28 protein-coding genes, 1 tRNA gene and 1 pseudogene are annotated in these 24,500 nt (G+C 40.4%); 16 read left to right on the top strand and 14 right to left on the bottom strand.

What is annotated here, in order from left to right; translation table 11 throughout:
* Nucleotides 1-426: 426 nt before the first annotated feature.
* Together atpC and atpD are read right to left on the bottom strand one after the other, a co-directional pair.
* Nucleotides 427-675, bottom strand: coding sequence for an ATP synthase F1 subunit epsilon (gene atpC / locus WBJ10_RS15055; RefSeq protein WP_424291736.1), 249 nt, complete (start codon nt 673-675; stop codon nt 427-429).
* Nucleotides 676-767: 92 nt separating this feature from the next.
* Nucleotides 768-2,273 (bottom strand): F0F1 ATP synthase subunit beta, encoded by a 1,506-nt coding sequence (gene atpD / locus WBJ10_RS15050; protein ID WP_424291734.1) that lies wholly within the window; start codon nt 2,271-2,273, stop codon nt 768-770.
* Between the two features lie 308 nt (nt 2,274-2,581).
* Between atpD and WBJ10_RS15045 the strand changes: the two genes are divergently transcribed.
* From WBJ10_RS15045 to obgE, 6 genes are all read left to right on the top strand, one after another.
* A complete protein-coding gene (locus WBJ10_RS15045) occupies nt 2,582-2,830 on the top strand; it encodes a hypothetical protein (protein ID WP_424291732.1) in 249 nt (82 codons plus the stop codon).
* 249 nt (nt 2,831-3,079) lie between these two features.
* Nucleotides 3,080-3,994 (top strand): SDR family oxidoreductase, encoded by a 915-nt coding sequence (locus tag WBJ10_RS15040; protein ID WP_424291730.1) that lies wholly within the window; start codon nt 3,080-3,082, stop codon nt 3,992-3,994.
* Nucleotides 3,995-4,075: 81 nt separating this feature from the next.
* Nucleotides 4,076-4,540 carry a redoxin domain-containing protein gene (locus tag WBJ10_RS15035; protein ID WP_424291728.1) on the top strand — a complete coding sequence of 155 codons (465 nt, stop codon included), beginning with the start codon at nt 4,076-4,078 and terminating at the stop codon, nt 4,538-4,540.
* Between the two features lie 101 nt (nt 4,541-4,641).
* Nucleotides 4,642-4,715: transfer RNA gene (locus WBJ10_RS15030), tRNA-Arg, on the top strand.
* A 209-nt stretch (nt 4,716-4,924) separates the two neighbouring features.
* Nucleotides 4,925-5,509: an adenylate kinase gene (locus WBJ10_RS15025; RefSeq protein ID WP_424291726.1), complete on the top strand. Its 585-nt coding sequence runs from the start codon at nt 4,925-4,927 to the stop codon at nt 5,507-5,509.
* A gap of 33 nt (nt 5,510-5,542) precedes the next feature.
* Nucleotides 5,543-6,544, top strand: coding sequence for a GTPase ObgE (gene obgE, locus WBJ10_RS15020; protein WP_424291724.1), 1,002 nt, complete (start codon nt 5,543-5,545; stop codon nt 6,542-6,544).
* Here the strand turns inward: obgE and WBJ10_RS15015 are convergent.
* From WBJ10_RS15015 to WBJ10_RS14980, 8 genes are all read right to left on the bottom strand, one after another.
* Complete coding sequence (locus WBJ10_RS15015) at nt 6,541-9,300, bottom strand: hypothetical protein (RefSeq protein WP_424291722.1); 2,760 nt, start codon at nt 9,298-9,300, stop codon at nt 6,541-6,543. The two genes, obgE and WBJ10_RS15015, sit on opposite strands and share 4 nt — an antisense overlap.
* A 77-nt stretch (nt 9,301-9,377) precedes the next feature.
* Nucleotides 9,378-9,923 carry a hypothetical protein gene (locus tag WBJ10_RS15010; protein ID WP_424291720.1) on the bottom strand — a complete coding sequence of 182 codons (546 nt, stop codon included), beginning with the start codon at nt 9,921-9,923 and terminating at the stop codon, nt 9,378-9,380.
* A 4-nt stretch (nt 9,924-9,927) separates the two neighbouring features.
* Entirely contained in the window at nt 9,928-10,440 is a 513-nt protein-coding gene (locus tag WBJ10_RS15005; RefSeq protein ID WP_424291718.1) for a hypothetical protein, read from the bottom strand.
* A 10-nt stretch (nt 10,441-10,450) separates the two neighbouring features.
* A complete protein-coding gene (locus WBJ10_RS15000) occupies nt 10,451-10,981 on the bottom strand; it encodes a hypothetical protein (protein WP_424291716.1) in 531 nt (176 codons plus the stop codon).
* Nucleotides 10,982-11,093: 112 nt separating this feature from the next.
* Entirely contained in the window at nt 11,094-11,606 is a 513-nt protein-coding gene (locus WBJ10_RS14995; RefSeq protein ID WP_424291714.1) for a hypothetical protein, read from the bottom strand.
* Between the two features lie 300 nt (nt 11,607-11,906).
* Nucleotides 11,907-12,440, bottom strand: a complete 534-nt coding sequence (locus WBJ10_RS14990; RefSeq protein ID WP_424291713.1) for a hypothetical protein — start codon at nt 12,438-12,440, stop codon at nt 11,907-11,909.
* Between the two features lie 152 nt (nt 12,441-12,592).
* Complete coding sequence (locus WBJ10_RS14985; protein WP_424291711.1) at nt 12,593-13,108, bottom strand: hypothetical protein; 516 nt, start codon at nt 13,106-13,108, stop codon at nt 12,593-12,595.
* Between the two features lies 1 nt (nt 13,109).
* Entirely contained in the window at nt 13,110-13,556 is a 447-nt protein-coding gene (locus tag WBJ10_RS14980; protein WP_424291709.1) for a hypothetical protein, read from the bottom strand.
* Between the two features lie 72 nt (nt 13,557-13,628).
* On the opposite strand from WBJ10_RS14980, the gene WBJ10_RS14975 reads away from it, so the two are divergent.
* Together WBJ10_RS14975 and WBJ10_RS14970 are read left to right on the top strand one after the other, a co-directional pair.
* Complete coding sequence (locus WBJ10_RS14975) at nt 13,629-14,438, top strand: hypothetical protein (protein ID WP_424291707.1); 810 nt, start codon at nt 13,629-13,631, stop codon at nt 14,436-14,438.
* Between the two features lie 78 nt (nt 14,439-14,516).
* A complete protein-coding gene (locus WBJ10_RS14970; RefSeq protein WP_424291705.1) occupies nt 14,517-15,578 on the top strand; it encodes a DNA topoisomerase IB in 1,062 nt (353 codons plus the stop codon).
* 53 nt (nt 15,579-15,631) lie between these two features.
* Here WBJ10_RS14970 and WBJ10_RS14965 read toward each other — a convergent pair whose 3' ends face one another.
* Nucleotides 15,632-15,841 (bottom strand): hypothetical protein, encoded by a 210-nt coding sequence (locus WBJ10_RS14965; RefSeq protein ID WP_424291703.1) that lies wholly within the window; start codon nt 15,839-15,841, stop codon nt 15,632-15,634.
* A 145-nt stretch (nt 15,842-15,986) separates the two neighbouring features.
* Nucleotides 15,987-16,805: a CheR family methyltransferase gene (locus WBJ10_RS14960; protein ID WP_424291701.1), complete on the bottom strand. Its 819-nt coding sequence runs from the start codon at nt 16,803-16,805 to the stop codon at nt 15,987-15,989.
* 274 nt (nt 16,806-17,079) lie between these two features.
* Here WBJ10_RS14960 and gap point away from each other — a divergent pair, with 274 nt between their 5' ends.
* From gap to WBJ10_RS14945, 3 genes are all read left to right on the top strand, one after another.
* Nucleotides 17,080-18,081: a type I glyceraldehyde-3-phosphate dehydrogenase gene (gap, locus tag WBJ10_RS14955; RefSeq protein ID WP_424291699.1), complete on the top strand. Its 1,002-nt coding sequence runs from the start codon at nt 17,080-17,082 to the stop codon at nt 18,079-18,081.
* An 8-nt stretch (nt 18,082-18,089) separates the two neighbouring features.
* Nucleotides 18,090-18,521 (top strand): GNAT family N-acetyltransferase, encoded by a 432-nt coding sequence (locus WBJ10_RS14950; RefSeq protein ID WP_424291697.1) that lies wholly within the window; start codon nt 18,090-18,092, stop codon nt 18,519-18,521.
* A 140-nt stretch (nt 18,522-18,661) separates the two neighbouring features.
* The gene (locus tag WBJ10_RS14945; RefSeq protein WP_424291695.1) at nt 18,662-19,852 is read left to right on the top strand and encodes a phosphoglycerate kinase; all 1,191 of its coding nucleotides are present in this window, start codon (nt 18,662-18,664) and stop codon (nt 19,850-19,852) included.
* A 63-nt stretch (nt 19,853-19,915) separates the two neighbouring features.
* On the opposite strand, the pseudogene WBJ10_RS14940 reads toward WBJ10_RS14945, so the two are convergent.
* Nucleotides 19,916-20,041: pseudogene (locus WBJ10_RS14940) on the bottom strand (hypothetical protein); the annotation flags it as partial.
* Nucleotides 20,042-20,214: 173 nt separating this feature from the next.
* Between WBJ10_RS14940 and WBJ10_RS14935 the strand changes: the two are divergent.
* On the top strand, nt 20,215-20,826 hold the full coding sequence (locus WBJ10_RS14935; protein ID WP_424291693.1) for a hypothetical protein: 612 nt from the start codon (nt 20,215-20,217) through the stop codon (nt 20,824-20,826).
* The gene (locus WBJ10_RS14930; protein WP_424291691.1) at nt 20,823-21,122 is read left to right on the top strand and encodes a winged helix-turn-helix domain-containing protein; all 300 of its coding nucleotides are present in this window, start codon (nt 20,823-20,825) and stop codon (nt 21,120-21,122) included. Before WBJ10_RS14935 ends, WBJ10_RS14930 begins: the two co-directional genes overlap by 4 nt.
* 8 nt (nt 21,123-21,130) lie before the next feature.
* Here WBJ10_RS14930 and WBJ10_RS14925 read toward each other — a convergent pair whose 3' ends face one another.
* The gene (locus WBJ10_RS14925) at nt 21,131-22,129 is read right to left on the bottom strand and encodes a GAF domain-containing sensor histidine kinase (RefSeq protein WP_424291689.1); all 999 of its coding nucleotides are present in this window, start codon (nt 22,127-22,129) and stop codon (nt 21,131-21,133) included.
* 514 nt (nt 22,130-22,643) lie between these two features.
* On the opposite strand from WBJ10_RS14925, the gene mraZ reads away from it, so the two are divergent.
* Genes mraZ through WBJ10_RS14910 form a run of 3 tightly spaced genes read left to right on the top strand, consistent with a single transcriptional unit; the run spans nt 22,644 to nt 24,426 of the window.
* Nucleotides 22,644-23,108 carry a division/cell wall cluster transcriptional repressor MraZ gene (mraZ, locus tag WBJ10_RS14920; protein WP_424291687.1) on the top strand — a complete coding sequence of 155 codons (465 nt, stop codon included), beginning with the start codon at nt 22,644-22,646 and terminating at the stop codon, nt 23,106-23,108.
* Nucleotides 23,101-24,003 carry a 16S rRNA (cytosine(1402)-N(4))-methyltransferase RsmH gene (gene rsmH / locus WBJ10_RS14915; RefSeq protein WP_424291685.1) on the top strand — a complete coding sequence of 301 codons (903 nt, stop codon included), beginning with the start codon at nt 23,101-23,103 and terminating at the stop codon, nt 24,001-24,003. The genes mraZ and rsmH overlap by 8 nt, the downstream gene beginning before the upstream one ends.
* Nucleotides 24,004-24,018: 15 nt before the next feature.
* Entirely contained in the window at nt 24,019-24,426 is a 408-nt protein-coding gene (locus WBJ10_RS14910; protein ID WP_424291683.1) for an FtsL-like putative cell division protein, read from the top strand.
* Nucleotides 24,427-24,500 lie beyond the last annotated feature (74 nt).

Here is a 24,500-nt window from a genome sequence, read left to right as displayed (position 1 = left end):
GAGGATGTTAATGAGCAGAATATTCAGGACCAGGAGTTCAAGTGATTTGATCCTTAAATTAGTGCTATTTATTTGCAAATTATCCATCTTGAAAACGTTCATACAATCGCGTTTTTATTTATATCTCAATTTAAAGCCTTCGTTTATTTATACCAAGCTTTAATGATTATTTTTTAATTAAGAATATAATTTGGTATAGTGACTTAATTCGGAATATAATATTGAAATTAAATAGATGATGCCGTGAAAGTTCTGATCTGTATACCAAAACCGTTTTGGGTTTTCAGTTCAAAAAACTATGCATGCATAGCATGGTCTCATTATTCTGCCTGAAAATCTATAGAATGGAAAAATAAGTGAGAATAGAGCGCATAAAAAAAGCCCCTTAGATCGTGTGATCCAAGGGGCTTTTTTAAAGATTTATTTCTAGGAGTTTTGTGCTCCTTCGGCAAGCACCATAATATTATTATTAAGCACTTCTATTACTCCACCTTTTATTAAAATGGTTTCTTCAGAATTTCCAGTACGAATGATCACTTTTCCATCCTCTAAAGTTGAAACAATAGGGGCGTGGTCTTTTAATACTTCGAAAGACCCCATAGTACCAGGTACGGTTACAGATCTTACTTCGCCTTCGAAAACCTTTTTATCGGGGGTTAATATTTCTAGTTTCATAATTATAGATGTGAGATGTGAGATTTGAGATGTGAGAACTGGATGTAAAGCCCGATCTCATATCTAATGTCTCATATCTAATGTCAAGTCTCTTATGCGTTGGCTTCAGCTAATAATTTCTTTCCTTTTTCGATCGCATCCTCAATGGTACCTACAAGGTTGAAGGCTGCTTCAGGGTATTCGTCTACTTCACCGTCCATAATCATGTTGAATCCTTTAATGGTGTCTTTAATGTCGACCAATACACCCTTTAAACCAGTGAACTGCTCAGCAACGAAAAACGGCTGTGAAAGGAAACGTTGAACACGGCGCGCGCGGCCTACGACTAATTTATCTTCTTCAGAAAGTTCATCCATACCTAAGATGGCGATGATATCCTGTAATTCTTTATAACGTTGTAAGATTTCTTTAACACGTTGTGCCGTGCCGTAGTGCTCATCGCCAAGTGTTGCTGCATTCAAGATTCTTGAAGTTGAATCCAAGGGATCCACTGCCGGGTAGATACCAAGCTCAGCAATCTTACGTGAAAGTACTGTTGTCGCATCAAGGTGGGCAAATGTAGTTGCCGGTGCCGGGTCAGTCAAATCATCCGCAGGAACGTAAACGGCCTGTACTGAAGTAATTGAACCACGTTTTGTTGATGTAATACGCTCCTGCATTAATCCCATCTCAGTTGCCAGTGTTGGCTGGTAACCTACTGCGGACGGCATACGGCCAAGAAGTGCTGATACTTCTGAACCTGCCTGAGTGAAACGGAAGATATTGTCAACAAAGAAAAGGATATCTTTTCCTTGTCCTTCGCCTTCACCATCACGGAAATATTCAGCTACAGTTAGACCAGACAAAGCCACACGTGCACGTGCACCAGGAGGCTCATTCATTTGTCCGAATACCAAAGTCGCTTTTGAATCTTTTAATGCTTCTTTATCAACTGATGCAAGGTCCCAGCCCCCTTCTTCCATCGAATGCTTGAAAGCATCTCCGTAGTTGATTACGCCAGACTCGATAAATTCACGCAAAAGGTCATTTCCTTCACGTGTACGCTCACCTACACCTGCAAATACCGATAAACCTGAGTATGCTTTTGCAATGTTGTTTACCAATTCCATGATAAGAACAGTTTTACCAACACCTGCTCCTCCGAACAATCCGATTTTACCACCCTTTGCATATGGCTCCAATAAATCGATTACTTTAATACCAGTGAATAGTACTTCAGTTTCAGTAGAAAGCTCATCAAACTTTGGAGGTGTATTGTGGATAGGGTAACCATCTGTGTTATCTACATCGTCGATACCATCGATAGCCTGGCCAACCACGTTAAATAAACGTCCTTTAATTTTATCGCCAACCGGCATTTTGATAGCAGAACCTGTGTCAGTAACGTTCATTCCACGTACTAACCCATCTGTCGAATCCATCGCAACTGCTCTTACACGATCTTCTCCAAGATGCTGCTGAACTTCGAGAACGATCTTTTGTCCATTATCTTTTACGATCTCAAGTGCATCGTAGATTTTTGGTAAGTGTGCATTGTCAGTGAAGCTAACGTCGACTACAGGTCCGATGATCTGTGCTATTTTTCCGGAGTTTGGCATATATTTTTTCTGAAACTTTATTAAATCAACATTTTACGCCCTTTTTAAAGGGTGTTTTTTGGTCTGCAAAAATACTCTTTATCCCCGTAAATCAAATACTTAATTGAGAATTTTTATACAATAATTTGAGAACGTTTTTTCAGGCTATGGGAAGACTTGATTGGGCTTCTAAAAACTTGTTTCCTGTAGAATATGTGCTGTTTTGGGAAAGTGCTTTTTTTTCGTTTCACGGGATCTCATATCCGACTAAAACCAAAATCCTATTTAATTGTTAGTGATAAATATTAACTAAATCTAAACAAAACAACATGAAAACAATCACTCAATCAACATTCTCGAAATTAGGTAAAGCGTTTTGGACGCTTACGATGATCTTAAGCAGTTTATTAGTATCTGTTAAAACTTTTGCACAATCCGCTCCGGAAAAGGTTGAAGTTGATATCAACGCCGGCGGAGATTCTGTTTGGTACGGACAACCATGGGTTTGGGTTGTTGGTATTGCTGTGTTTATAGTAATAATAGTTGCTATTACACGTAATAACAACACAAAAGCATAGTAATGTCTTGTTCTAACATTCCTTTATAGTGGGTGTGATGAATATGGACGAATGTCAGAGCCCTTTCTTTAGGAAAGGGCTTTTTCTATTTTAAAGGGCGTTCATACTAATAGTAAGAATTCTTGAAATAGCCGGACTAAACTTTGACGGTATTCTAAATTTAAATTGCCCGTTTTATGAATTTTGATTTATTTTGGAAAACATGAGTTGGCCCAATAGTTAAAAGCCCGTTTAAAGAAAATTATAATAATGAAGAAAATATTAGTGACCGGGAGCAACGGTCTGCTCGGTCAAAAGCTGACGGATATATGTATTTTGGATGCGGATATAGAGATTATTGTCACATCAGTGGGTGCAAACCGCCATCCGGCGAAAGCTGGCTATATCTATGAGGAACTTGATGTCCGCGACAAGGGCCGCTTGGTGGAACTTGTAAAAAAGCATCGTCCTGATGCTATAATTAATACCGCGGCAATGACTAATGTAGATACATGTGAAGCGGAAAGAGATCTGTGTACTGCATTAAATGTGGATGTAGTTTCTATTCTTATATCAGTTTGTGAAGAGTATGATATTCATTTAATCCATTTATCCACCGATTTTATTTTCGATGGCGAGGATGGACCATATGCCGAACACGCTTCACCCAACCCCTTAAGCTTTTATGGACTTACAAAACTTCGCGCCGAAGAGCTGTTGAAATCTTCGTCTTGTCGCTGGACTATTCTGCGTACTATTATTGTTTATGGTATCGTAAGTGATATGAGCAGGACTAATATTGTATTGTGGGCTAAAGGGGCATTGGAAAAAGGCTCGCCGATTAATGTAGTGGATGATCAGTGGCGCATGCCAACCCTAGCTGAGGATCTCGCTATAGGGTGCATCCTGGCAGTTAAGAAGGAAGCAGAAGGTGTTTTCAATATTTCGGGAAAAGACTTGATGAGTATTATCGAGATCGTGGAACGGGTGGCAGATTTCTACGGCCTGGATAAGTCATTGATTAAGCCGATATCCGCTGAGAGTTTGAATCAAACGGCCAGAAGGCCCAAAAAAACCGGCTTTATTCTCGACAAGGCTATTAGCGAGTTAGGATATCAGCCACGATCTTTTGAAGAGGGGATGGCAATCCTGGAAGCACAGCTTAAACCGTATTCAGCTTCATAAATGTCCTGACATTGTCAGTATTTTATTACCATTGATTGCACCATAGTAAATTAATTATCTTTAAAAAAATAATTATAGCATATGACTTTATCTAAAGGGCAAAAAGCCCCTGACTTTAAATTATACAGTTCTGAACTTCAGGAAGTTTCATTAGCTGATTACGCGGGTAAGAAGCTGGTGATCCATTTCTTCCCAATGGCATTTACAGGAGTTTGTACTACCCAGCTTTGCACCATGCGGGACACATTCGGTTATTACGATGACAAAGAAGTTGAGATCCTGGCAATATCTGTTGACTCACCATTTACTTTGGCCAAATTCAAAGAAGAGAATAATTATCAATTTCCATTGCTGTCCGACTTTAATAAAGAAGTTTCACAAGCTTACGGGGCATATTACGACGAATTCGCTTTTAATTTAAAGGGGGTGGCTAAACGGGCAGCATTTGTGCTCAACGAAGATCATAACGTTTTATATGCAGAAGTTTTAGAATCAGCAGGAGACTTGCCTGATTTCGACGCCATTAGAGAGGCTTTAAATAAATAAAAAGCTTGTTTTTTAGTGTGCTAGCATAAAATACAGCGAAATTTTAAAAAAACTTACGTTAGTTTGAAAAGAAAGCATATTTTTGCAGTCCGTTAAAAAAGGCACCTGTAGCTTAATTGGATAGAGCACCTGACTACGGATCAGGAGGTTAGGGGTTCGACTCCCTTCAGGTGCACGTATAAAAGTGCATAAATCAACGAGCGGTAATTGGTCCGGGCATTCCGAGGTAATCGGGAAGGTTTAGGGTTCGGCTCCCCTCAATTACACTTAAGAAAAGCCTTTTCGTCCATAACACGGAAAGGCTTTTAAGATTTAATGATAACTATTCTTGTCACCCATTTCCTGCTGGTGATACCAGAAGGAAATTAAATTTAGATCATTCGAATGCTGAACTTAGTTTTGTTTGGCCCTCCGGGCGCTGGTAAAGGAACACAATCCGAAAAGTTAATCGCAAAATACCATCTTGTTCATTTATCAACGGGCGATATTCTCAGAGGTGAGATCACTCAGGGGACAGAGCTGGGGACAGAGGCAAAAAAGCTTATGGACCAGGGGATTTTAGTTCCCGACGAAGTAGTTATCGGCATGATTAGTAATAAGCTTGATTCGAATAAAGATGCCAATGGATTTATTTTTGATGGTTTTCCAAGGACGGTTGCTCAGGCAGAGGCCCTGGATGAATTATTGAAAAGTAAATCTTCTATTATTTCCGGAATGGTGGCATTGGTGGTCGACAATCAGGAACTGGAAAAGCGTCTTTTGAATCGCGGGAAAAATTCAGGCAGGCCGGACGATGCTAATCCTGAAGTGATACGTAAACGTATTAACGAATACAACTCTAAAACGGCTCCTGTAGCGAACTATTATAGGGATCAGAATAAGTTTACCAGCATCAATGGAATTGGCACTGTAGATGAGATCTTTGCATCGATCTGTAGCGTGATAGACAATTTTTCCAGAGTTCTATAGTAGGAACCGGAAACGCTTAAAAAACCGCGCACCATGTCTCAGAACTCAAATTTTGTTGATTACGTAAAGATATGCTGTCGGTCTGGCCATGGCGGTGCCGGGTCATCCCATTTACATAGAGACATTTTAACTTCCAAGGGAGGCCCTGACGGTGGTGATGGCGGCCGCGGTGGTCATATCATTCTAAAAGGAAATAGTCAGCTCTGGACGCTTCTCCATCTCAAATACCGGAAGCATATAATTGCTGAAAATGGTTTGCCGGGTTCCAGCGGACAAAGATCTGGTCGTACAGGCGAAGATGAAGTGCTGGAAGTCCCCTTAGGAACCATAGCCCGGAACTCTGAAACAGGTGAGATTTTATTTGAGATCACAAAAGACGGTGAAACAAAAATACTTACTCCCGGAGGCAGGGGCGGCCTTGGAAACTGGCATTTTAAGACTTCAACTAAACAGACACCGCGATATTCGCAACCCGGTGAACCTGGCAAGGAAGAATGGATGGTGCTCGAGTTAAAAATCCTTGCCGATGTTGGCCTCGTGGGTTTCCCTAATGCGGGTAAATCAACTTTGTTGTCTGTGGTATCTGCTGCCAAACCAGAGATTGCAGATTACGCTTTTACAACCCTCGTTCCAAATCTGGGGATAGTATCATACAGGGGGAATAAATCCTTTGTGATGGCTGATATCCCCGGTATAATTGAAGGAGCATCCAAAGGCAAAGGCTTGGGTATTCGTTTTCTAAGACATATCGAGCGGAATTCCGTGCTGTTATTTTTGGTTCCTGCGGATACCAGCAGAAGCATAAAAGAGGAATACCGGATTCTTCTAAACGAGCTTGAGCAGTATAATCCGGAACTCATGCAGAAGCCCCGTGTTTTAGCGGTAAGCAAGTCGGATATGCTGGATGAAGAATTGATGGATGAAATGAAAACCGACCTGCCCGGTTTACACTGTATATTCATTTCTTCCGTTGCTCAAAAGGGACTGGTAGAGCTGAAAGACCTGTTGTGGAAAGAGATAAACACCGACCGTTAAGGGCCCGCTTTCCTGATATTGATTTGCCTTTTTTGTTCAGTAATAATAAATTCCAAAGGCTTGATTTCTGCCTGGCTTGCTAAATCAGCATAGAGTACGCTTTCTGAAACCTGGAAACTTGAATCAAAGGAGGAACTAAAAATTCTTACTTCGTACCGATCCTCGGGCACACTAAAAGAAAAAGACCCGTTCTGAGTTGTTAGTGTGGTAAAAGTCTCACCTTTGGAGCTTACAGCCATGATTTTTATATTTTCGAGACTGAAAGTTTTTGTGCTATTTAAAGCTCTGTTCACAATTACCTTCCCGGTGAAAAAAGCTGTCTTTTTAAAGGGTATAAAAATATTGGTTTCTTTGTTTACTTCTACAGATTGTCTGAAGGCGGTCCGCGGCACCCAGCTTTTTTGGGCGCTCAACGTAAGATCAAGATCATAAACACCCCTGCTAACGTTTCTGTAAAAAATCTTCCCTTTTTCGTCACTAATGAATGATTTTCCGTTAATACGTATAGTTGCGCCAGGCAATACTTCGTCGCCCTCATTATAAACGCTGTCGGCATTGAGATCTTTGAAAAGCACCACTTCCATTGTTTCAAACTTTCTTATCCCCGGAAGGGGCAGATTAAGATTTTTCCTGATGCTTAAGTTGATATTCGAACTGCCTATATTATTGAAAGTTCTGAGATAAGAAAGTTTAAACTGGGTGTAAGATTTTCGGAGATTAAAGATAATATCTGACCTTAGGGAGAAATTTTTGTCGTTGCTACTATAATTCAGGTTAAAATCTCCCTGGTTTCTGAACTGAAGATTTTTATTGAATAGGGAATTTTCAATGAAAATATTTCCGTTCAGTCTTTTCGGTATTTGACCAGTGCGCAAGAATGTATTTATGTCGCCTAACTGGGAAAAACCATATTCATAGCGGGCATTAATTCCAACATTTTTCCTCTGGAATGTACCACTACTGTTGAAACTGGTGGACTTGACGCTATCCAGTCCGGGAAGACTGATTTTTCCGGCGTTGACCGCTAAATTCAAAAATGCACTTTGACCAAATCTTTTGTTCATTGCAAGGCCTAATTTGTAAGTCCCACTCTTTATGGAGTCAGCCCCGGCTTCTGTCTGGTTCAGGTAAGAGGCCGTTAAGAAATTACTCCAGGTTTTTCCGGATAAACCATACTTCAGACCATATTCCTTGCTGTTAAGGCTTAATAATGCTTCATAAATTCCGGAATCTGGTATTGCTCCACGATAGTTAATATTTGCGAAAGCGGATAGAGACTGTACTTTGCCTGTAACACCAATATCGTTTGTGCTTGTAAATAGGCCTTTATTAAATCCAGGATAGTACTTTGAAGATCTGTCAGTACTCGATCGGATAAAAAGACTTTTATATTTACTGTTCAGTTGAAATGCTGTACGCGATGATAACCTCCTGTCAGAAAACACCGGTTGATCAATATCTTCGAAGCCCCCAGCTTGAAGAAGACCAAAAGTTGTATTTTTTCCAAGAGAACTTTTTAGCATTAATTCCGAGATATAGCTGTTTATTCCTTTATCGGGGTCCAGGAATCCAAAGTTTTCAATAGTGAAACTGCCTTTTTTTGTTGTGAACTGGTGCTGATAGGTAAATTGTGAAGTACTATACTGTTTGCTCTTTATTGCAGATACTTGTATTTCCTGAGTTTTATTACGCAATGGTATAGTACCCCGAACGCCATAACCAATCATCTGAAAGTTTTTAAATCCGGTCTGATCGCCCGCGCTAAGGGTTAATCCTTTCGACCGGTATAGCGCCTGAATAAAAGATTGTCCTCCTCTGGCTCCATAGAGGCTTTCACTCTGGTAGTTCATGGATACGTCCCGCTCATTCTTAAAACCAAGGGTTAATTGTCCGTTCATAGTGTATGTTTCGCCGGCACTAAAAGCATTTTGCCCTACTACTTCTAAGGTAAGTGGTAGATTGAACCATGGTGTCTTATTAGCTCTCAGAGAGGAGTTCAATGCAGAAATTAGCTGTTCAGCTGACTGTTTATCTTTTGATTTACTGCTTGCTTCAACGATAATGCGGACTTCCCGGGCGTTCTGAAAACGATCATCCGCAGGAATGCTTACCTGTAAAAGTGTATCACTCCCCGGGGGCACCGTCACGTTTAACATGTCGGGGATATTCAGCCCAATATTGTCTTTAAAATTGAGCGAAATCTGTTCTGGTACGCTTCCTGAATTTCGCAGTAAAACAGGAAATATCGCGTTTTCTCCAGTTACCTGTTTAAGAATGCTGTTGTTTGGCAGAGTCATTTTCCATGCTGAACGGGATTTAACCAGGCATACCATTGTTAGTGTCTCACTTAAGTTTTCATTGGGCATTGAGAACTTCAATGTTGCATTGTAGCTTTTATCGCTTTGAGATCCTGGAGAGGCAGCTATCCGAAAAGGAATTATAAGGGTTTCGCCCGGTTGAATAGTGAATAGCTTTTGAAGTTCAATGATTTTCGACCAGTCGGAAGGGAGTTCTAAATCAATGTTAAATGTACGGGATATCTGTCCTGTATTATTAACCCGAATGTTATTAAAGGAAAAAGCATTGCCTTCAAGTGTAAGTGTGTCTCTTAAAAGTGAGACATCCAGACTTGAAATTTTCTTTACAGAGTTTTGGCTGTATGCCAGACTTGTGGTCAGTTGAACGGCGATAAAAATGCAGAAATACCACAGCCGATAAGTTTTTATATCGAAAAAAGGAGAATTATCCTTAACCACTATTATTCCCGGTGTAATATGCCAAACATAACTAAATGTAATTAATTAGTTTGTTGTTTGAATGGGCTATACTGGAATCATTGCCCGCTTAGCGTAAGTATAATTGGTACCGTGTAATAAGCGGGATCAACTTCATACCCTGGAGTGATCTTTAATTTCAAATTGAAAGTATTGCCGGAAACAGCCGGATTTCCAAGAGTACCTGTCTTTGTAACTGCCTGAAAATTGATGTTAAAGGGTGTAAAAGGAAGGAATACGTCATTTACGTCGGTGGTTGAGAAAGTAAAGTTTGCAAATGTTAGGGGAGAGTTTATCAAAGCTGGGCTGTCGCCATTTAGTACATATGTAATAACGCCTATTTCCGTTGTAAGTTTCCAGTTCACATTAGCTCCTATTGCGAGGTTAATAGGTGAGCTTTCAAGCCCATTTTCCAATTCGCTTGCATTCGTAAATGACGGCAGGGTTAGAGTAGAGCTGCTGGATAGTACTAGAAGGGGTTCTATTGTGGTTGAATATTGGTTTGAATAAATCGTCTGATTGATATTCCGGTTTCCCTGAGCTGCTGCCGGTAACACCCCAATACAAAAGCCAATGCTTAATAATAAAATATGTCCTTTTTTCATAATATTATTCTGGACTGATAGTATAAATAATAGGTATTGTGTATGCTGCCGGGTCGACAGACATGCCCGGTGTAATCTTGAATTTGATACTAAATTTTTTATCTGTCCCAGTTTTGGTTCCTGTTAGCACGGTAACAAGTGCATTAGAAAATGCGACCGGAGCATTATAGATATCGTTTTGATTAGGAGAAACAATGTAACTAAAATTGCTGTAGGTTAAAGGATGTAAAATCGTTGATGGTCCATTTGGAATTGGAGTTGAGACAATCGTACCAATCTGTGTATCTACTTTCCAGTCGTTATTTGCTTTTATTTTAAATCTCACTACCGACGTTTCCAGGCCGTTTGTAATATCAGATTCACTGGCGAACGAAGGTACGGTAATGGCCCCCGATTCGAGTTCTATATCCACAAAAACGGGAACGCCGGCACTCATTTGCGCTTCTGCATAGCAAAGCCCCACTACCAGAAAGGTAAGGGTTGCCAAAAACTTCTTTATGCCGTAAGCCAGACTCAAATCTAATTTTTTATTGTGCGCTTAATGTATATATAAGAGGAATGGTGTAGGTTGCCGGATCTACTTCAAACCCCGGAATGATCTTGAATTTCAAATTAAATGTATTGCCTGCCTTTTGAATATTCCCCTTAAGGCCAGTTTTTACATGCACGATCGTTCCCGGAAAAGAGTTCATATTGCTATATATTTCATTATCTGAAGAACTAGTATAATATTTAATATGGTTATAAGTCAAGGGTGAAGTTATAGTGGCTGGACCCGCTCCACCTGACAGAGGATTGGCAGTAATGGTTCCTATCTCTGTTGCTAGTTTCCAGTCTTTATTAGATTTGATAGTAAAACGGACATTCGTCGTCTCAAGACCCATTTCTATCTCAGATTGCGACACGAAAGGTGCTATTGTTATCGCGCCCGTGGTAACAGCCAGATTCATGGAACCTGGAATGTTAGACGATCCGGATCTATTAATTAAGTTTCCTTGCTGAGCATTCGCTGAGGTCATCAGCATGAGTATCGACAGAAGGGTTATCAGACTTTTCATTGTGTTGTATATCCGTCCGCTTTTAGACTAGCGGTTTAATTGGTTTAAACAAAGAAAGTGAGGTCTATAATAAACCTCACTTTCCATTATTTTAAAAAAATCGGATTGAAGCTTACTGAGCGCTCACAGTGTGGGTTACACTTACTGCATAAGTGCCTGGATCAACAGCAAAACCAGGGGTCACTTTATACCTTAAGGTAAATGTATTGCCAGAGACGAGGGCAGAACCTCTGGTTCCTGTTTTAGCTTGAGTCGGAGTATTAACAGTTGCACTGAAAGTTGTGAATGAGCTTGGCGTACCATCGGCTCCATTTATTACACCCCAGGCAATATTTGATGGCAGTAAAGGAGCCTCAATAGTTCCAGGGCCGCCAGTAATTGGTGTTCCTACGATACCAGTAATAGTAGTAGTTAACTTCCAAAGCCTGTTAGATTTTACAGCGAAGTTGACCGGCGCGGTGATAAGACCGTTCTCGATGTCGCTATCTGTAGCAAAAGCTGCTATGTCTGGTGTTCCAGTAACTGTAGCGTTAACTGAAGAACTAATTGCAGCATTGATAACTTGTGCCTGTGCAACAAAGCTGATAATCGTTATCAGTGATAATGTAAGTAGACATTTTTTCATTAGGTGATTATTTTGTTCTTAATTATAATGGTTTAACATCACTTTTTTAATTACAATGAAATAGACAAATGTAATGCCACGCAAGCTATTGTCTATTAACCGTATCATATCGGGGGGTTTTTAGATTATATGAATAAATCTCAATTGGGTAACTGTAGATATTATTCTACAACTTGGGGATAATTGGGGAATAAATTCCCATTTACTTTAATTCAATAAACTTTCACGGTAAATACCCATAATCCATGCATTCAAACAAGATAGGATAAAACATTGCTTTGTGTGGTTTCATTCCGCTCTTTATTGAGCACTCACTGTATAAGTTACATCTACTGCATATGTACCCGGGTCAACAGAAAAGCCAGGAATTACTTTATATCTTAGGGTGAACGTATTGCCGCTTACCGCGGGAGCACCTCTGGAACCAGTTTTTGCTTCAACCGACGCTGTTGTGGTGATAGTTGCGTTAGCGAAAGCTGTCCAGGACGTCACAGTCCCGCCGGCACCGTTAATTACACCCCAGGAAATATTCAATGGCTGTAAAGGAACTGTAATAGTTGCGGGTCCCCCGGAAATGGGTGTGCTAACGATATTGCTTACAGATGTAGTTAACTTCGAAAGCCTGTTTGATTTTATAGCGAAATTGACAGCATCTGTTACTTGCCCGTTCTCTATTTCGCTATCGGTAGTAAACGGGGCAAGGGTGGGAGTTCCTGTAACTGTAAAATTAACCTTAGAATTAATCGAAGCGCCAAGTGCAGCAATAATAGATTGTGCCTGAACAGTATAAGCCATAAGCACTTTCATTACTAGCGAAAGGCAACATTTTATCATAAATATTAATTTATGATACTATTAAGACAAATGTGATGTCATTTGTTTAATCATCAAACTGATCAAGAAGTTTAAGCTGAGTTTCATATATATACCCAAAATCGCCGCAAACCGGGTATTTTTTGCAGAAACGCCCATCGATGTGGGGTGACTTACATTGCTGTTAACGTGTAAACCAATGTAATAAAATAGTAGCCTTCGTTATAGTCAAAACCTGGGGTGAATTTAATATCGGCTTTAAAATCATTGCCCGGCGTAAAATTTCCACCTCTGCTCCCGGTAAATAAGGGTACATCGGTATATGCCAGAGGAATATATTCCGTACTGTTAGTTTTTTTCATTTGCAAAACGGAAGGGGGCATGTCACGACTTGCATATGGTCCGCTGCCACTAAAATAAGGTGTCGTAGATTTTACGCTAAGGGTCCAGGGACGTGTGGCTTTTATGCGGAAACGGGAGAATTGGCTTTTGATGATGCCGTTCTCGATATCATTTGCAGTTATAAAATTAAAGGATATGTCTGATTTAGGATCCATTTCAAATTCCAGTGCCGGACTGAGATTAAGCCTTACCTGTGTATTTTCAAAATCTTCCTTATTCTTTTGGGCGAAGATAAGATCAGAAATGCATAATAATACGATGAGCAAAAATAACGGGGAGTATTTCATATCAGTCGCTTGTTAAGGTAAACAGGATATTCACAACATAGCTGCCAGGGTCATAGTCAAAGTATAAAGGGGCAACAATAAAGTCCAGGTAGTATGTTTCTTCGTCTTTGTCTTTCCTGTTATTAGAAATTAAATGCTGATCATTGGTTGAAGATAAGGGAATTAGAGGAATCGTGTTATGTATCCGTATTGAAAATTTTTCTGCTGGTATACTTTGCCCGCTATTTGTTTTTATCGGTCCGTCTGATCTGAAACCAATTTGAAAATTTTTCCTTTTCGTGTCAACTTTTAAGCGGATCGCATTATTAGCAACCTTTTGGTTCTCATAATCGCTTATGGTAGTGTAATTGAAATCAGGGGCCGTCCCTATGATATCAAGGCTCATTTTCTGAGCTTTGGCGATATGCCACAGAAAAGAAATCAGTATACAAAGAAGAATTTTTTTCATGATCCATGATTCTAACTGGTAAAAATAACGCAATTATATTTTATTCTGTATTTTTTTTACTCTATTTGTATTATGACTAGACTGATTTGGTTAAGCCTTTTGTTTGGTATTGTGTTTTTGCCGTCGCTTCTTTTAGCACAGCAGATGAATGTCAACCCATCTACTCTTACATATAATTTAGCTCCGGGAACAACGGAGACCAAATTTGTAAGTGTAAGAAATATTACCACTAAAAAGCATACATTTCAATTGGCTCTCGCAGATTGGTATCGTGATTCGATAGGAAATCACGTCTATCTTAAGCCTGGGGTAATAAAACAATCATGCGCCTCTTGGGTAAAGCTTGGAGTAAACGTGGTGGAATTGGCGCCGGATCAGGTTGTAGATATTCCTGTTACTCTGGAAGTTCCGGCGGATTATAATGAAAAGGAGGGAATGCGCTGGTCGATGCTATTCATACAAAATTATATTTCTGATGATTCTACGGTTCAAAAAGCTGCGAGGATCACAACCACCATCCGCGAAATATTTCGTGTGGGCTTGCATATTTATCAAACACCACCCACAATAACCTCTAAATCTGCCGTTGCTGTATCATTGAATAAGGACAAAAAGAGTGCAGACACCTATGTTTTTGAAATGAAGAACAACGGTCCTACCATGTTAAACTGTTATGCTCATATGGAATTAACCAATATTGAAAGTGGTAAGGAGTTTAAACTTGAGGTACAGGATTTCCCAGTCTTCCCCGGCGGGAAGCGGCTGGTCGATTTTAAAATTCCACCTACCCTCCCGAAAGGAAAATATTCTGCCCTTGCCATTTTGGATTACGGAGAAAATTCACCCCTCGAAGCAGTCGAATCCACAATTGAGATAAAATAATACTCATCAGGCTTTTTAGAACCATGGGAATAAGGCAGTGCTCTTTAAACAATTCCATTGTTAATTGGTTGTTGCTTTATGACCGATCTGGAGTGCATACTTGAGGAAACAAGTTTAAATTATTCAAGCGACTCCCTCCCAGGGATCTCTCGTATCAGTGACAAAAACGGTTTTGTTTTCACAGATAAAAACGATAAAGTCATTACCGATCAGAAGACCCTTGACCGCATAAAGAAACTTGCTATACCGCCGGCATGGGCCAGGGTTTGGATAGCGCCTAAGGCCAATGCTCACTTACAAGCAACTGGGATTGATCAGGCTGGCAGAAAACAATATAAATATCATAACGATTGGATTAATTATCGTAGTGAGACTAAATATTTCAGATTGCTTGAATTTGGTAGCAAACTCCCTGAATTTAGAAGGAATATTCAAAAGGATCTTCGACGTAAACACTTGGATGAACGGAAGGTATTGGCAATATCCGTGAATATGATGCAGAAAACCCTCATCAGAATAGGAAATGAAACGTATAAGCAGTTATACGGCTCTTACGGACTAACGACGCTCAGGGATAAGCATGTGAAAATTACAGGCAATTCGCTAATGCTGAGTTTCAAAGGCAAAAAAGGGGTTTACCATGAAATCGGGATATCCGACAGACTGCTAGCCCGACTGGTAAAAAAGTGTAAAGACATCCCTGGGCAGGAGTTATTTCAGTATTACACACCTGGAGGTGACAGAAAGTCTATCGATTCAGGGAAGGTTAATAACTATATCAAGGAAATTAGTTGCTGTGATTTCACCGCCAAGGATTTCAGAACCTGGGCTGGAACTATGCACACTATGAAGCATCTTGCAGAGTTTGAATATCCCGATAATGTCACTTTAAGAAAAAAAGTAATTGTAACAGTTATTGACCAGGTGGCGGCCAAACTAGGCAATACGCGAGCTATATGTAAGAAATCCTATGTTTTTCCAACACTGCTGGAAGAATATGAAAATGGCTCTCTTCAGCCTTACCTTAAAAAACTATCTAAAGCAACTGATTTCACGGGAGAAAAAGGTTTAAACCACGATGAAAAAGTATTGCTAAGTTTTTTGAAAGCACAAAAGAAAAAGCGTAGCCTTGAAAAATAAAACAATCGAGATGTTAGTGCTCTCCTAAAACTTCCGGAGTGGGGGCAAGTTTTTTAATCTTTGGGGGGTGTTTTAACGGGGTTTACAGGCTGTTCATCAGTTTCCCTTCTCTTAGCCGGATCAGGCAAATTCGCGTCCTCTTTGGTATAGGTTTGATCCTCTGGCTTAACAACCGCCTCGATATCAGTGTTTGGCGTTACTATATTTTTTTGATCTGAATCTTGAGGTTCTAATTTTTCTGGTTTCCTGGCTTGGTTATTCATATGGTATAGACAAGTTAGACAAAATATTGTTTCGGCAATGCACTTAAATCTGGGAGGATTCTTTTTCATTCGCCTCGACAACCTGATGTTCCGTTTTGCCGGTAAGTAAATCAACGGGGGTTGTATCGGTATTTTGGGGTATCTATCATACCTTGCGCCATATCTTTTGGGAATTTAATTGCTTGAAATTTGAAGCAATAGAAGAGAAACGCAGCGTTTCTTTTGTGCCCAGCGCCAGAAAACCAAGATTTTCCAGACTTTCGTCAAAAAGTCCAAAAACTTTAGCCTGCAGGTATTTGTCAAAATAGATCAGAACATTGCGACATAGAATTAGTTGAAATTGATTAAAGGAATGATCGGACACCAGATTGTGCGTTGAAAAAATCATTTTAGATTTCAGGTTTTCGTCAAACCTGGCTGAATTGTAGTTTACCGAATAATAGCTTGAGAAATCGTGCTTGCCTCCAGAAAGACTGTAATTTTCCGAATATTGCTTCATCTGGCTCAATGGGAAGATTCCTTTACCTGCTTTATCTAATACTTCAGTATTAATGTCGGTGGCATATACTAATGATTTATCATACAAATTAAGTTCTTTTAGAACTATCGCGATCGAGTAAGCCTCTTCACCCGTGGAACAACCGGCGACCCAGATTCGGATAAAAGGGTAGGTGCCCAGTTGGGGAAGTACATCTTCCCGTAAGGCTTGATAGAATAAAGGGTCACGGAACATCTCCGTCACATTAACAGTGATTTGTTCTACAAAACGTTTTACATATTTTGAATCAGTTTTGAGATGATACCGAAACTCTGCGAAACTGGGGAATTTGTCGAGGGTAAATAGTCTGTTAATTCTGCGCTTGATTGAGGCCTTAGAATAATTCGTGAAATCATAGCCAAATAATTCCAACAGATCATTTAGAAGGATCTCCACCTCAACATCATTTATCGCACTTTCCTGCACGGGTTTTACATTATCAACCGGAAACCCATTCAGTTCAGGAATCTTTTTGGAGAATATAGATTCTCAGGTATATCATCAACTATTAATATCATTTCTAATTGCATGAACTTAATTTTTAAGGGGCTGGGGCACGGGATAAAATTAGAAATAATTGTCTATGAAACATGATAATTCAAGAATGCGTTTATAAAAAAGCCGATTGCTTTTAACATGGACGATTTACCTGGTCTTTTTCGTTCAATGTGATAACTTTGCCATGTTCTGATTATAGAGTATGAGAGTAGCAATAAATGGTTTTGGACGTATTGGAAGAATTACCCTGCGTGCATTGCTGAAAAAAGAGGGTATTGATATTGTCGCGGTGAATGATCTGAGTGATACGGCTACATTGGCTCATCTCTTTAAATACGATTCTGTTCACGGTGGATTTAAAGGAAATGTATATGGTAATAAAAGGGGACTAGTTGTCGACGGCAGACAGATAAGTGTATTCGCAGAAAAGCATCCGGAGAAACTTCCCTGGCGCGAACTGGCTGTAGATTTGGTTATTGAATCCACCGGAAAATTTACAAGCGCTGAACTAGCTGCAGCGCATCTGAAAGCGGGTGCTACGCAAGTTATTATTTCAGCACCTTCAGGTGATAAAGATTTGCCAACAGTTGTTCTGGGTGTAAATGATGATCTAACCGATCTGTCGTCCTCTATATTGTCAAATGCATCTTGTACCACAAATAATGTCGCGACCATGGTTAAAGTATTGGATGATAATTGGGGTGTGGTGAACGGATACATTACGACAGTACATTCAATGACCGGGGACCAAAATCTGCACGATGCTCCTCATAAAGACCTGCGGCGGGCAAGAGCAGCTTCCGCCTCAATCATACCAACCACAACAGGTGCTGCAAAGGCTATAACTAATATATTTCCACATCTTGAAGGTAAACTTGGTGGAGCAGGTATCCGGGTCCCGGTGCTTAATGGTTCATTAACGGATTTTACATGTATATTAAAAGTGGTCCCTACTGCTGAAGAGATTAATCTCGCTTTCCAGAAAGCGTCTGAAGGGTTTCTCAAGAATGTTTTGGAATACACTTCGGATCCCATTGTTTCGGTTGACATACTCGGAAATCCCCATTCGTGTATTTTTGATTCTCAGCTCACATCAGTCGTCGGCGACCTGGTGAAGGTTGTGGGGTGGTACGATAATGAATCCGGCTATTCAAATCGGCTGGCTGACCTTGCTGTAAAGATCGCTGCTCTAAAAAGCAATTAAAAGTCCCTATGATAAAATTCATCACCTCCGACCAGACACGGGATTTGCGAAGCTCAGAATTGAGGTCAGGATTGGATCGTAATTTATGCGGTTTTGTTGGAGACGACGATGAAGGTTCTTTTCATGTTGGATATTTTTTGGATACGGAATTGATGAGCATTGCTACGTTTCATAGACAACCGAGAGAGGGTTTTCCCGGCGCAGGATATCAGCTCCGTGGGATGGTAACCCATCCTGATTATCGGGGAAGGGGAATTGGTAACCAACTTTTAAACTTTTCCATTGTTTACCTCAAAGGCCAGGGAACCAACTATATTTGGTGTAATGCCCGGAAAAAGGCGTGCAAATTTTATCAGGACATTGGATTTGAAATTATATCTAAAGAATTTGAACTACCCGGAATAGGGCCGCATAGGGAGATGTACCTTAGGATTAGTTAAGACGGGAACAAGGAACAAGAGCAAAGACCGCGACCGTAATTAGGGGTGCTGGAGTGTAATCCAGGCAGGGTCTAACAACTAACAACCAACAACTAACAACCAACAACTAACAACTAACAACCAACTAACAACCAGCAAGTATGAAAACAATAGATTATTTAAATTTTTCGGGTAAAAAAGCATTGATACGGGTTGATTTCAATGTTCCCTTGGATGAACACTTTAATATTACCGATGATAACCGAATCATGGGTGCCATTCCCACCATTGAAAAAATATTAAAAGATGGTGGGTCTGTGGTTCTAATGTCGCACCTTGGAAGACCTAAAAATGGCCCTGAAAAGAAATTTTCTTTAATTCACCTAGTAAAGCACTTATCGCTTGTCCTGAATACCGAGGTCAAGTTTGCTGATGATTGTATTGGCGAAAAAGCGAATCAACTGTCAAAAGATTTAAAAGGCGGTGAGGTTCTCTTGCTGGAAAATCTTCGATTCTATAAGGAGGAGGAAAAAGGCGACGAAGCTTTTGCAAAGAAGCTTGCTGCATTGGGTGATGTTTATGTAAATGATGCTTTTGGAACCGCCCACCGTGCTCATGCATCTACTGCCATTATTGCCAGGTTTTTCCCGGATGCCAAATACTTTGGATACCTTATGGCTGGCGAACTTGCAAATGCAGAGAAGATTCTCAACCATGCCGAAAAACCGTTTACAGCTATCATGGGTGGTGCTAAGGTGTCTGATAAAATCGAATTAATAGATCAATTGCTGCAAAGGGTAGATAATCTCATCATCGGGGGGGGGATGGCCTATACTTTCGCAAAAGCTCAGGGAGGGAAAATCGGAAATTCACTTGTCGAAGATGATAAGCTTGAATTAGCTGTAGAACTTATCGCGAAAGCTAAAAAGCAAAAGGTAAATCTTTTATTACCGGTGGATTCAATTATTGCTGATGCTTTCGCAGAAGATGCTAAAACCGGAAAAGCCCAAAATGATAACATTAAAGATGGCTGGATGGGCCTTGATATTGGTGCGGAATCAATAAAGAGTTTCGTAGAAGTAATAAAAGGATCTAAAACTATTTTGTGGAATGGCCCTATGGGTGTTTTCGAGATGGAGAAATTTCAGCAAGGCACAAAATCTATCGCTGAAGCCGTGGTAGAAGCAACTAAAAAGGGTGCATTCTCACTTATTGGGGGAGGTGACTCGGCTGCTGCTGTTGCAAAATTTGGTTTTAATGACGACGTAAGTTATGTTTCAACCGGGGGAGGGGCTTTACTAGAATATATGGAAGGAAAAGAACTTCCGGGAGTTAAAGCAATCAATTCCTGATTTGGCTTAGGGCAATGTGTTTTGTTGCGGAGGTATTTGTAGCAAGCTTTCTGGGTTTAAACTTCACTTGAATTCCTGGCTAACTATTTTTCCGCCCAAAAGGGTTAGGTGAACTTGCGTTGTGTTTGCGATGTTTTCTAGCGGATTTTTTTCCAGGATTACTAAATCCGCTTTTTTTCCTACGGTAACTGAGCCATGTTTATTTCAATGCCAATAATGCTGAATTGCAAGTGAATATACCTATGATTACTATCTCTTCTCGACTTAACGATAGTGAGATAGGTAAAATCATGCCTTATGGGCAGGATATTTTTGCAGTTCCGCCGAATAATTCATTACTTTGATGAACAAAGTACTTTTGTATGAAAGAAAAAGATGTATATTCTGAATTGAGTTCCATTAGGAATCTAATGGAGCGATCTTCGAAATTTATTTCATTGAGTGGCCTGGCGGGAGTATTAGCGGGTTTGTATGCCTTGTTAGGTGCCGGATTAGGTTATATGCTAATGAACAATATTTTTGAGACAGACGGTGTCATTACGAATAGGTCGGTGGTGGTTTGGCAACTGTTCATGATTGCATTGACTGTATTGGTCTTTTCAGTCGTTACTGCATGTTGGCTTACTATACGTAACGCGAAAAATAAACGCGAAAGTGTGTGGAATCCTGTAAGTCGTCGCTTACTCACTGCCAGTGGAGTCCCGCTTGTCACTGGTGGACTGTTTATTCTAATCATGCTCATGAAAGGAGAATACGCCTTTATAGCTGCTGCTTGCCTCATCTTTTACGGACTGGCCTTATTTGCAGGAAGCCATTATACTTTTGTTGACATAAAATGGCTGGGATTTTGTCAGATTTTATTGGGCCTGATCGCGCTTATTGTGCCTGTTTATGGCTTGATTTTATGGGCGATAGGTTTTGGTGTTCTGCACATCATCTATGGTGGTATTATGCATTTTAAATACGAAAGGTGAAGGTTTCCCTGGAAGAATTCGATAAAGCTTTTGAAAACAGAATCAGGCTTCAAATCATGAGCGTGCTTTCTGTTAATACAAATTATGATTTCAATTCGCTCAAAGAGCTGTTGCAGGTGACCGATGGCAATTTGGCTTCGCATCTTAAGGCTTTAGAAAAAGAAGAATACATAAGTGTTTTTAAGTCGTTCGTTGGGCGCAAACCTAACACTCAGTATGCTGCTACCCAGAAAGGGAAAGACGCCTTTAAAAAACATCTGCAGGCACTAGAAAATTTAATCCGGCAACAGAAATAGGAACGCGATTACTGTGGTAATATGACCTGGAACGTGGCTCCGTTTTGGTCAGAAGTGATGTTTAATGTACCACGCAAGCCTTCAATCAATCGCTTAACCAGGGCCAGGCCAAAGCCGTAGCCATGCTCCCCATTTGTACCGGAAGTTGTGGCTGATTTTCCCTCCAGAATGTTGGCAATTTGTTCCTTACTTAGACCTGTTCCGGTATCCTGAATTGTAATCCTTAACACATTTGGATTCTCTTTTTCTGTCAGCACAAGACTAACGTTTACCTGACCACCTTTCGGCGTAAACTTGATGGCGTTAGATATCAGATTTCCAGTTATCTGCAGGAGTTTATTCTTGAAAAAAGGGACTGTTTCTGTTTCAGGGCTTATATGAATTTCGAGCTTTACATCCTTGGCTTTGGCCTGAGGAATATATAACTTATCGAGCTTTTCTCTAAATATTTTCAAGTTTAATTCATCTCCTTTGACGCGAACTTCGCTCTTATTCTCTGCGCTCAGGATCTCGTCGGCAAGGTCAAGAAGCGAACTGCCACTTTTGTGGATAAGGTTTATGAACTCCAGTACCTCGTCTAATTTGTTTTCCTTCCCCTGATCGTTTATTATTTGTGCGAGACCAATGATCCCAGCCAGGGGCCCGCGGATATCGTGTGCAACCTTGTTCTTTGTATCCGTAGCTTCAGTGACTTTGGTCCTTAGAGATTCAATAACCTTATACGTTTTAAGACGGCTGACAATTTCCGCTGCAATGATCTTTAGCAGCTCAGTTTTCTCTGGCTCTAATTTTCTCGCGTTTCGGTCCAACATGCAGAGTGTACCTATATTATAGCCATCCGCGATAAGCGGGAGTCCAAAGTAATATCGCAGTTTTGGTTCGTGAGTGACAAATGGTTTTTGTTGAAATCTTAAATCATTTGAGAGATTCTGTATTTCAAGATGATCTTTTTCCATTAATGTAAACTGACACACAGTCTCTTCTCTAGGTGCTTGATCTATTTCCATACCATGTCCTGAGATGATTTATTGGGTATACGAATCAATTAATCCAACTAGCGATATTTCTGTCCCTGCAACACTGGCGGCAAGTTTTGCGAGGTCTTTGAACTGGTCATGTAAGCTAGTGTAATCTACATTGAATTCTGAAAGAGTTAAAATTCTTTCGAGCTCGTTTTCCGGGACTGGGGCTGATATTATTAATAGATTTAAGTCAAGTTTCTGACTTGAGACTGTTCCTTAGTTCAGGATATACGATCCAGGCAAAAATAAGGTTTCAACAAAAGTAGTGTTCCTTTTAGAAATCACCAAAACAAGGGGAAAGTGAATGAATTCGGTTGAACTAGGGTGCAATAGGGTAGGATCAGGCGACTAATTTATATGTACAAAAATCATTTTCTAAAAGCACCAAGGATCATTAAAAAGGGTCCAAAACTGTGGAAAACTTTTTTATGTGGGAGATAGTGGTAAAAAGTGGTAAGTTATTTACTTTTACTCTTGAATTAATCTGTGAAGTACCGTAATGTCCCATTTTTTAGGAGAATTTGATTGTAAACTTGATGCTAAGGGGAGGATGATGATTCCGTCCGCCCTGAAGAAGCAGCTCCCGGAAGCTGAGCGTGAAGGGCTTGTGATCAATCGGGGCTTCGAAAGGCACCTGGTGATTTACACTAAAAAAGAATGGGATCGAATTACAGAGGAGCTTAGTAAGCTGAATTTGTACGAGAAAAAGAAAAGGGATTTTGTCAGATATTTTACCCGGGGTGCAACAGAGTTATCTCTCGATTCGGCTAATCGTATACTTTTTCCAAAAGCTTTAATGGAATATGCAGGTATCACAACTGAAGTGGTATTGTCATGTCAACTGAACAAGATTGAGGTTTGGGCTAACGATGCCTACGATTCTCAAATGGATAACGAGCCGGAAAACTTTGCAAACCTGGCAGAAGAAGTAATGGGCCATGCAGGAAGGGGGGATAATGACTAATTATCACCAGCCCGTTATGCTCAAGGAATGTATTGAAGCTTTAAATATTAAACCTGATGGGATTTATGTTGATGTCACTTTTGGTGGCGGAGGTCATTCCCGTGAAATATTAAAACACCTGGGTCCGCAGGGAAGGCTTTTAGCTTTCGATCAGGACGCTGACGCACAAAAGAATTTACCCAACGATGATCGATTAACCTTTATTGATCAGAACTTCCGCTATTTGAAAAATAATTGCCGTTTGCAGGGCGCCATTTCTGCAGATGGCATTCTGGCTGATCTGGGTGTTTCGTCGCACCAATTTGATCAGCCAGAACGGGGGTTCTCTATTCGTTTTGATGCGGATCTCGACATGCGAATGGATCAGGGGGGCACACTTACTGCCCGCGATGTAGTAAACAATTTTACCGAGGAGCAGCTTCACAGGATTTTTGGCATTTATGGGGAGATAAAGAATGCAAAATCATTAGCCCGGACACTTGTAACCGTTCGGTTGAACAAGAGTATTCAAACGGTGATCGACCTTAAACAGGCAATTGGGCCTCTTATCCCGAAAGGTAAAGAGAATAAATATTTGGCGCAGGTGTTTCAGGCGCTTAGAATCGAAGTTAACCAGGAGCTCGAAGCATTAAAAGAATTCCTTGAGCAATCGGTTGATGTTTTGAAAAAGGATGGACGCCTCGTTGTTATGTCATATCATTCACTCGAAGACAGACTCGTAAAAAATTTTATTGCAAAGGGAAAATTTCACGGTGAAGTGGAAAAGGACTTTTTCGGCAATCAGATAAAGCCATTGGAAAGTCTTACCAGAAAGGCGATCGTAGCTTCTGAGCAAGAAGTAAAAGAGAACAACCGGGCACGGAGTGCCAAACTTAGAATTGCTGTTAAGAATTAATTCAGGTTTAGAATTATGAATAACCAATTTAAAAGAGAAACTACTGAGGAAGTGGAAGTTGAAAGGGAAGTGCAGCCTGAAAAAGAAAAGGCTGAGCTTCCCCGCAACTTCTTCACCATGATGTTTACTGATGGGGTTATTTCAAAGGAAGCGGCAACTGATATGCTGCCCTTCATCATATTCATTGCTTTTTTGGGGATGATCTATATTGGTAACCGCCATTTTGCAGAAAATAATATACGCGATATAGACAGGCTCGGAAAGGAAGTTAAAGAACTCAGCTGGGATTATAAAACGCTTAAAGCTGATCTCATGATGAAGAGCACACAGACAGAGGTTGCAAGGGAGGTAGATACCCTGGGGCTGATGGAGCCCGTGGAGCCGCCGAAGAAAATTGTGATTGCGGAGGGAGAATTTGAATAGAACCAAGAGCCAGGAACAAGGAACCAAGACGAAGGACTGTATAAATTAAGCACAAACTACTAAAGCACTATTTA

Origin of the sequence: Daejeonella sp., assembly GCF_049655485.1 — a bacterium.
Classification (GTDB): domain Bacteria; phylum Bacteroidota; class Bacteroidia; order Sphingobacteriales; family Sphingobacteriaceae; genus Daejeonella.
Note: the sequence above shows the minus strand (reverse complement) of the source record. Positions and strands in the feature narration are given on the sequence as shown.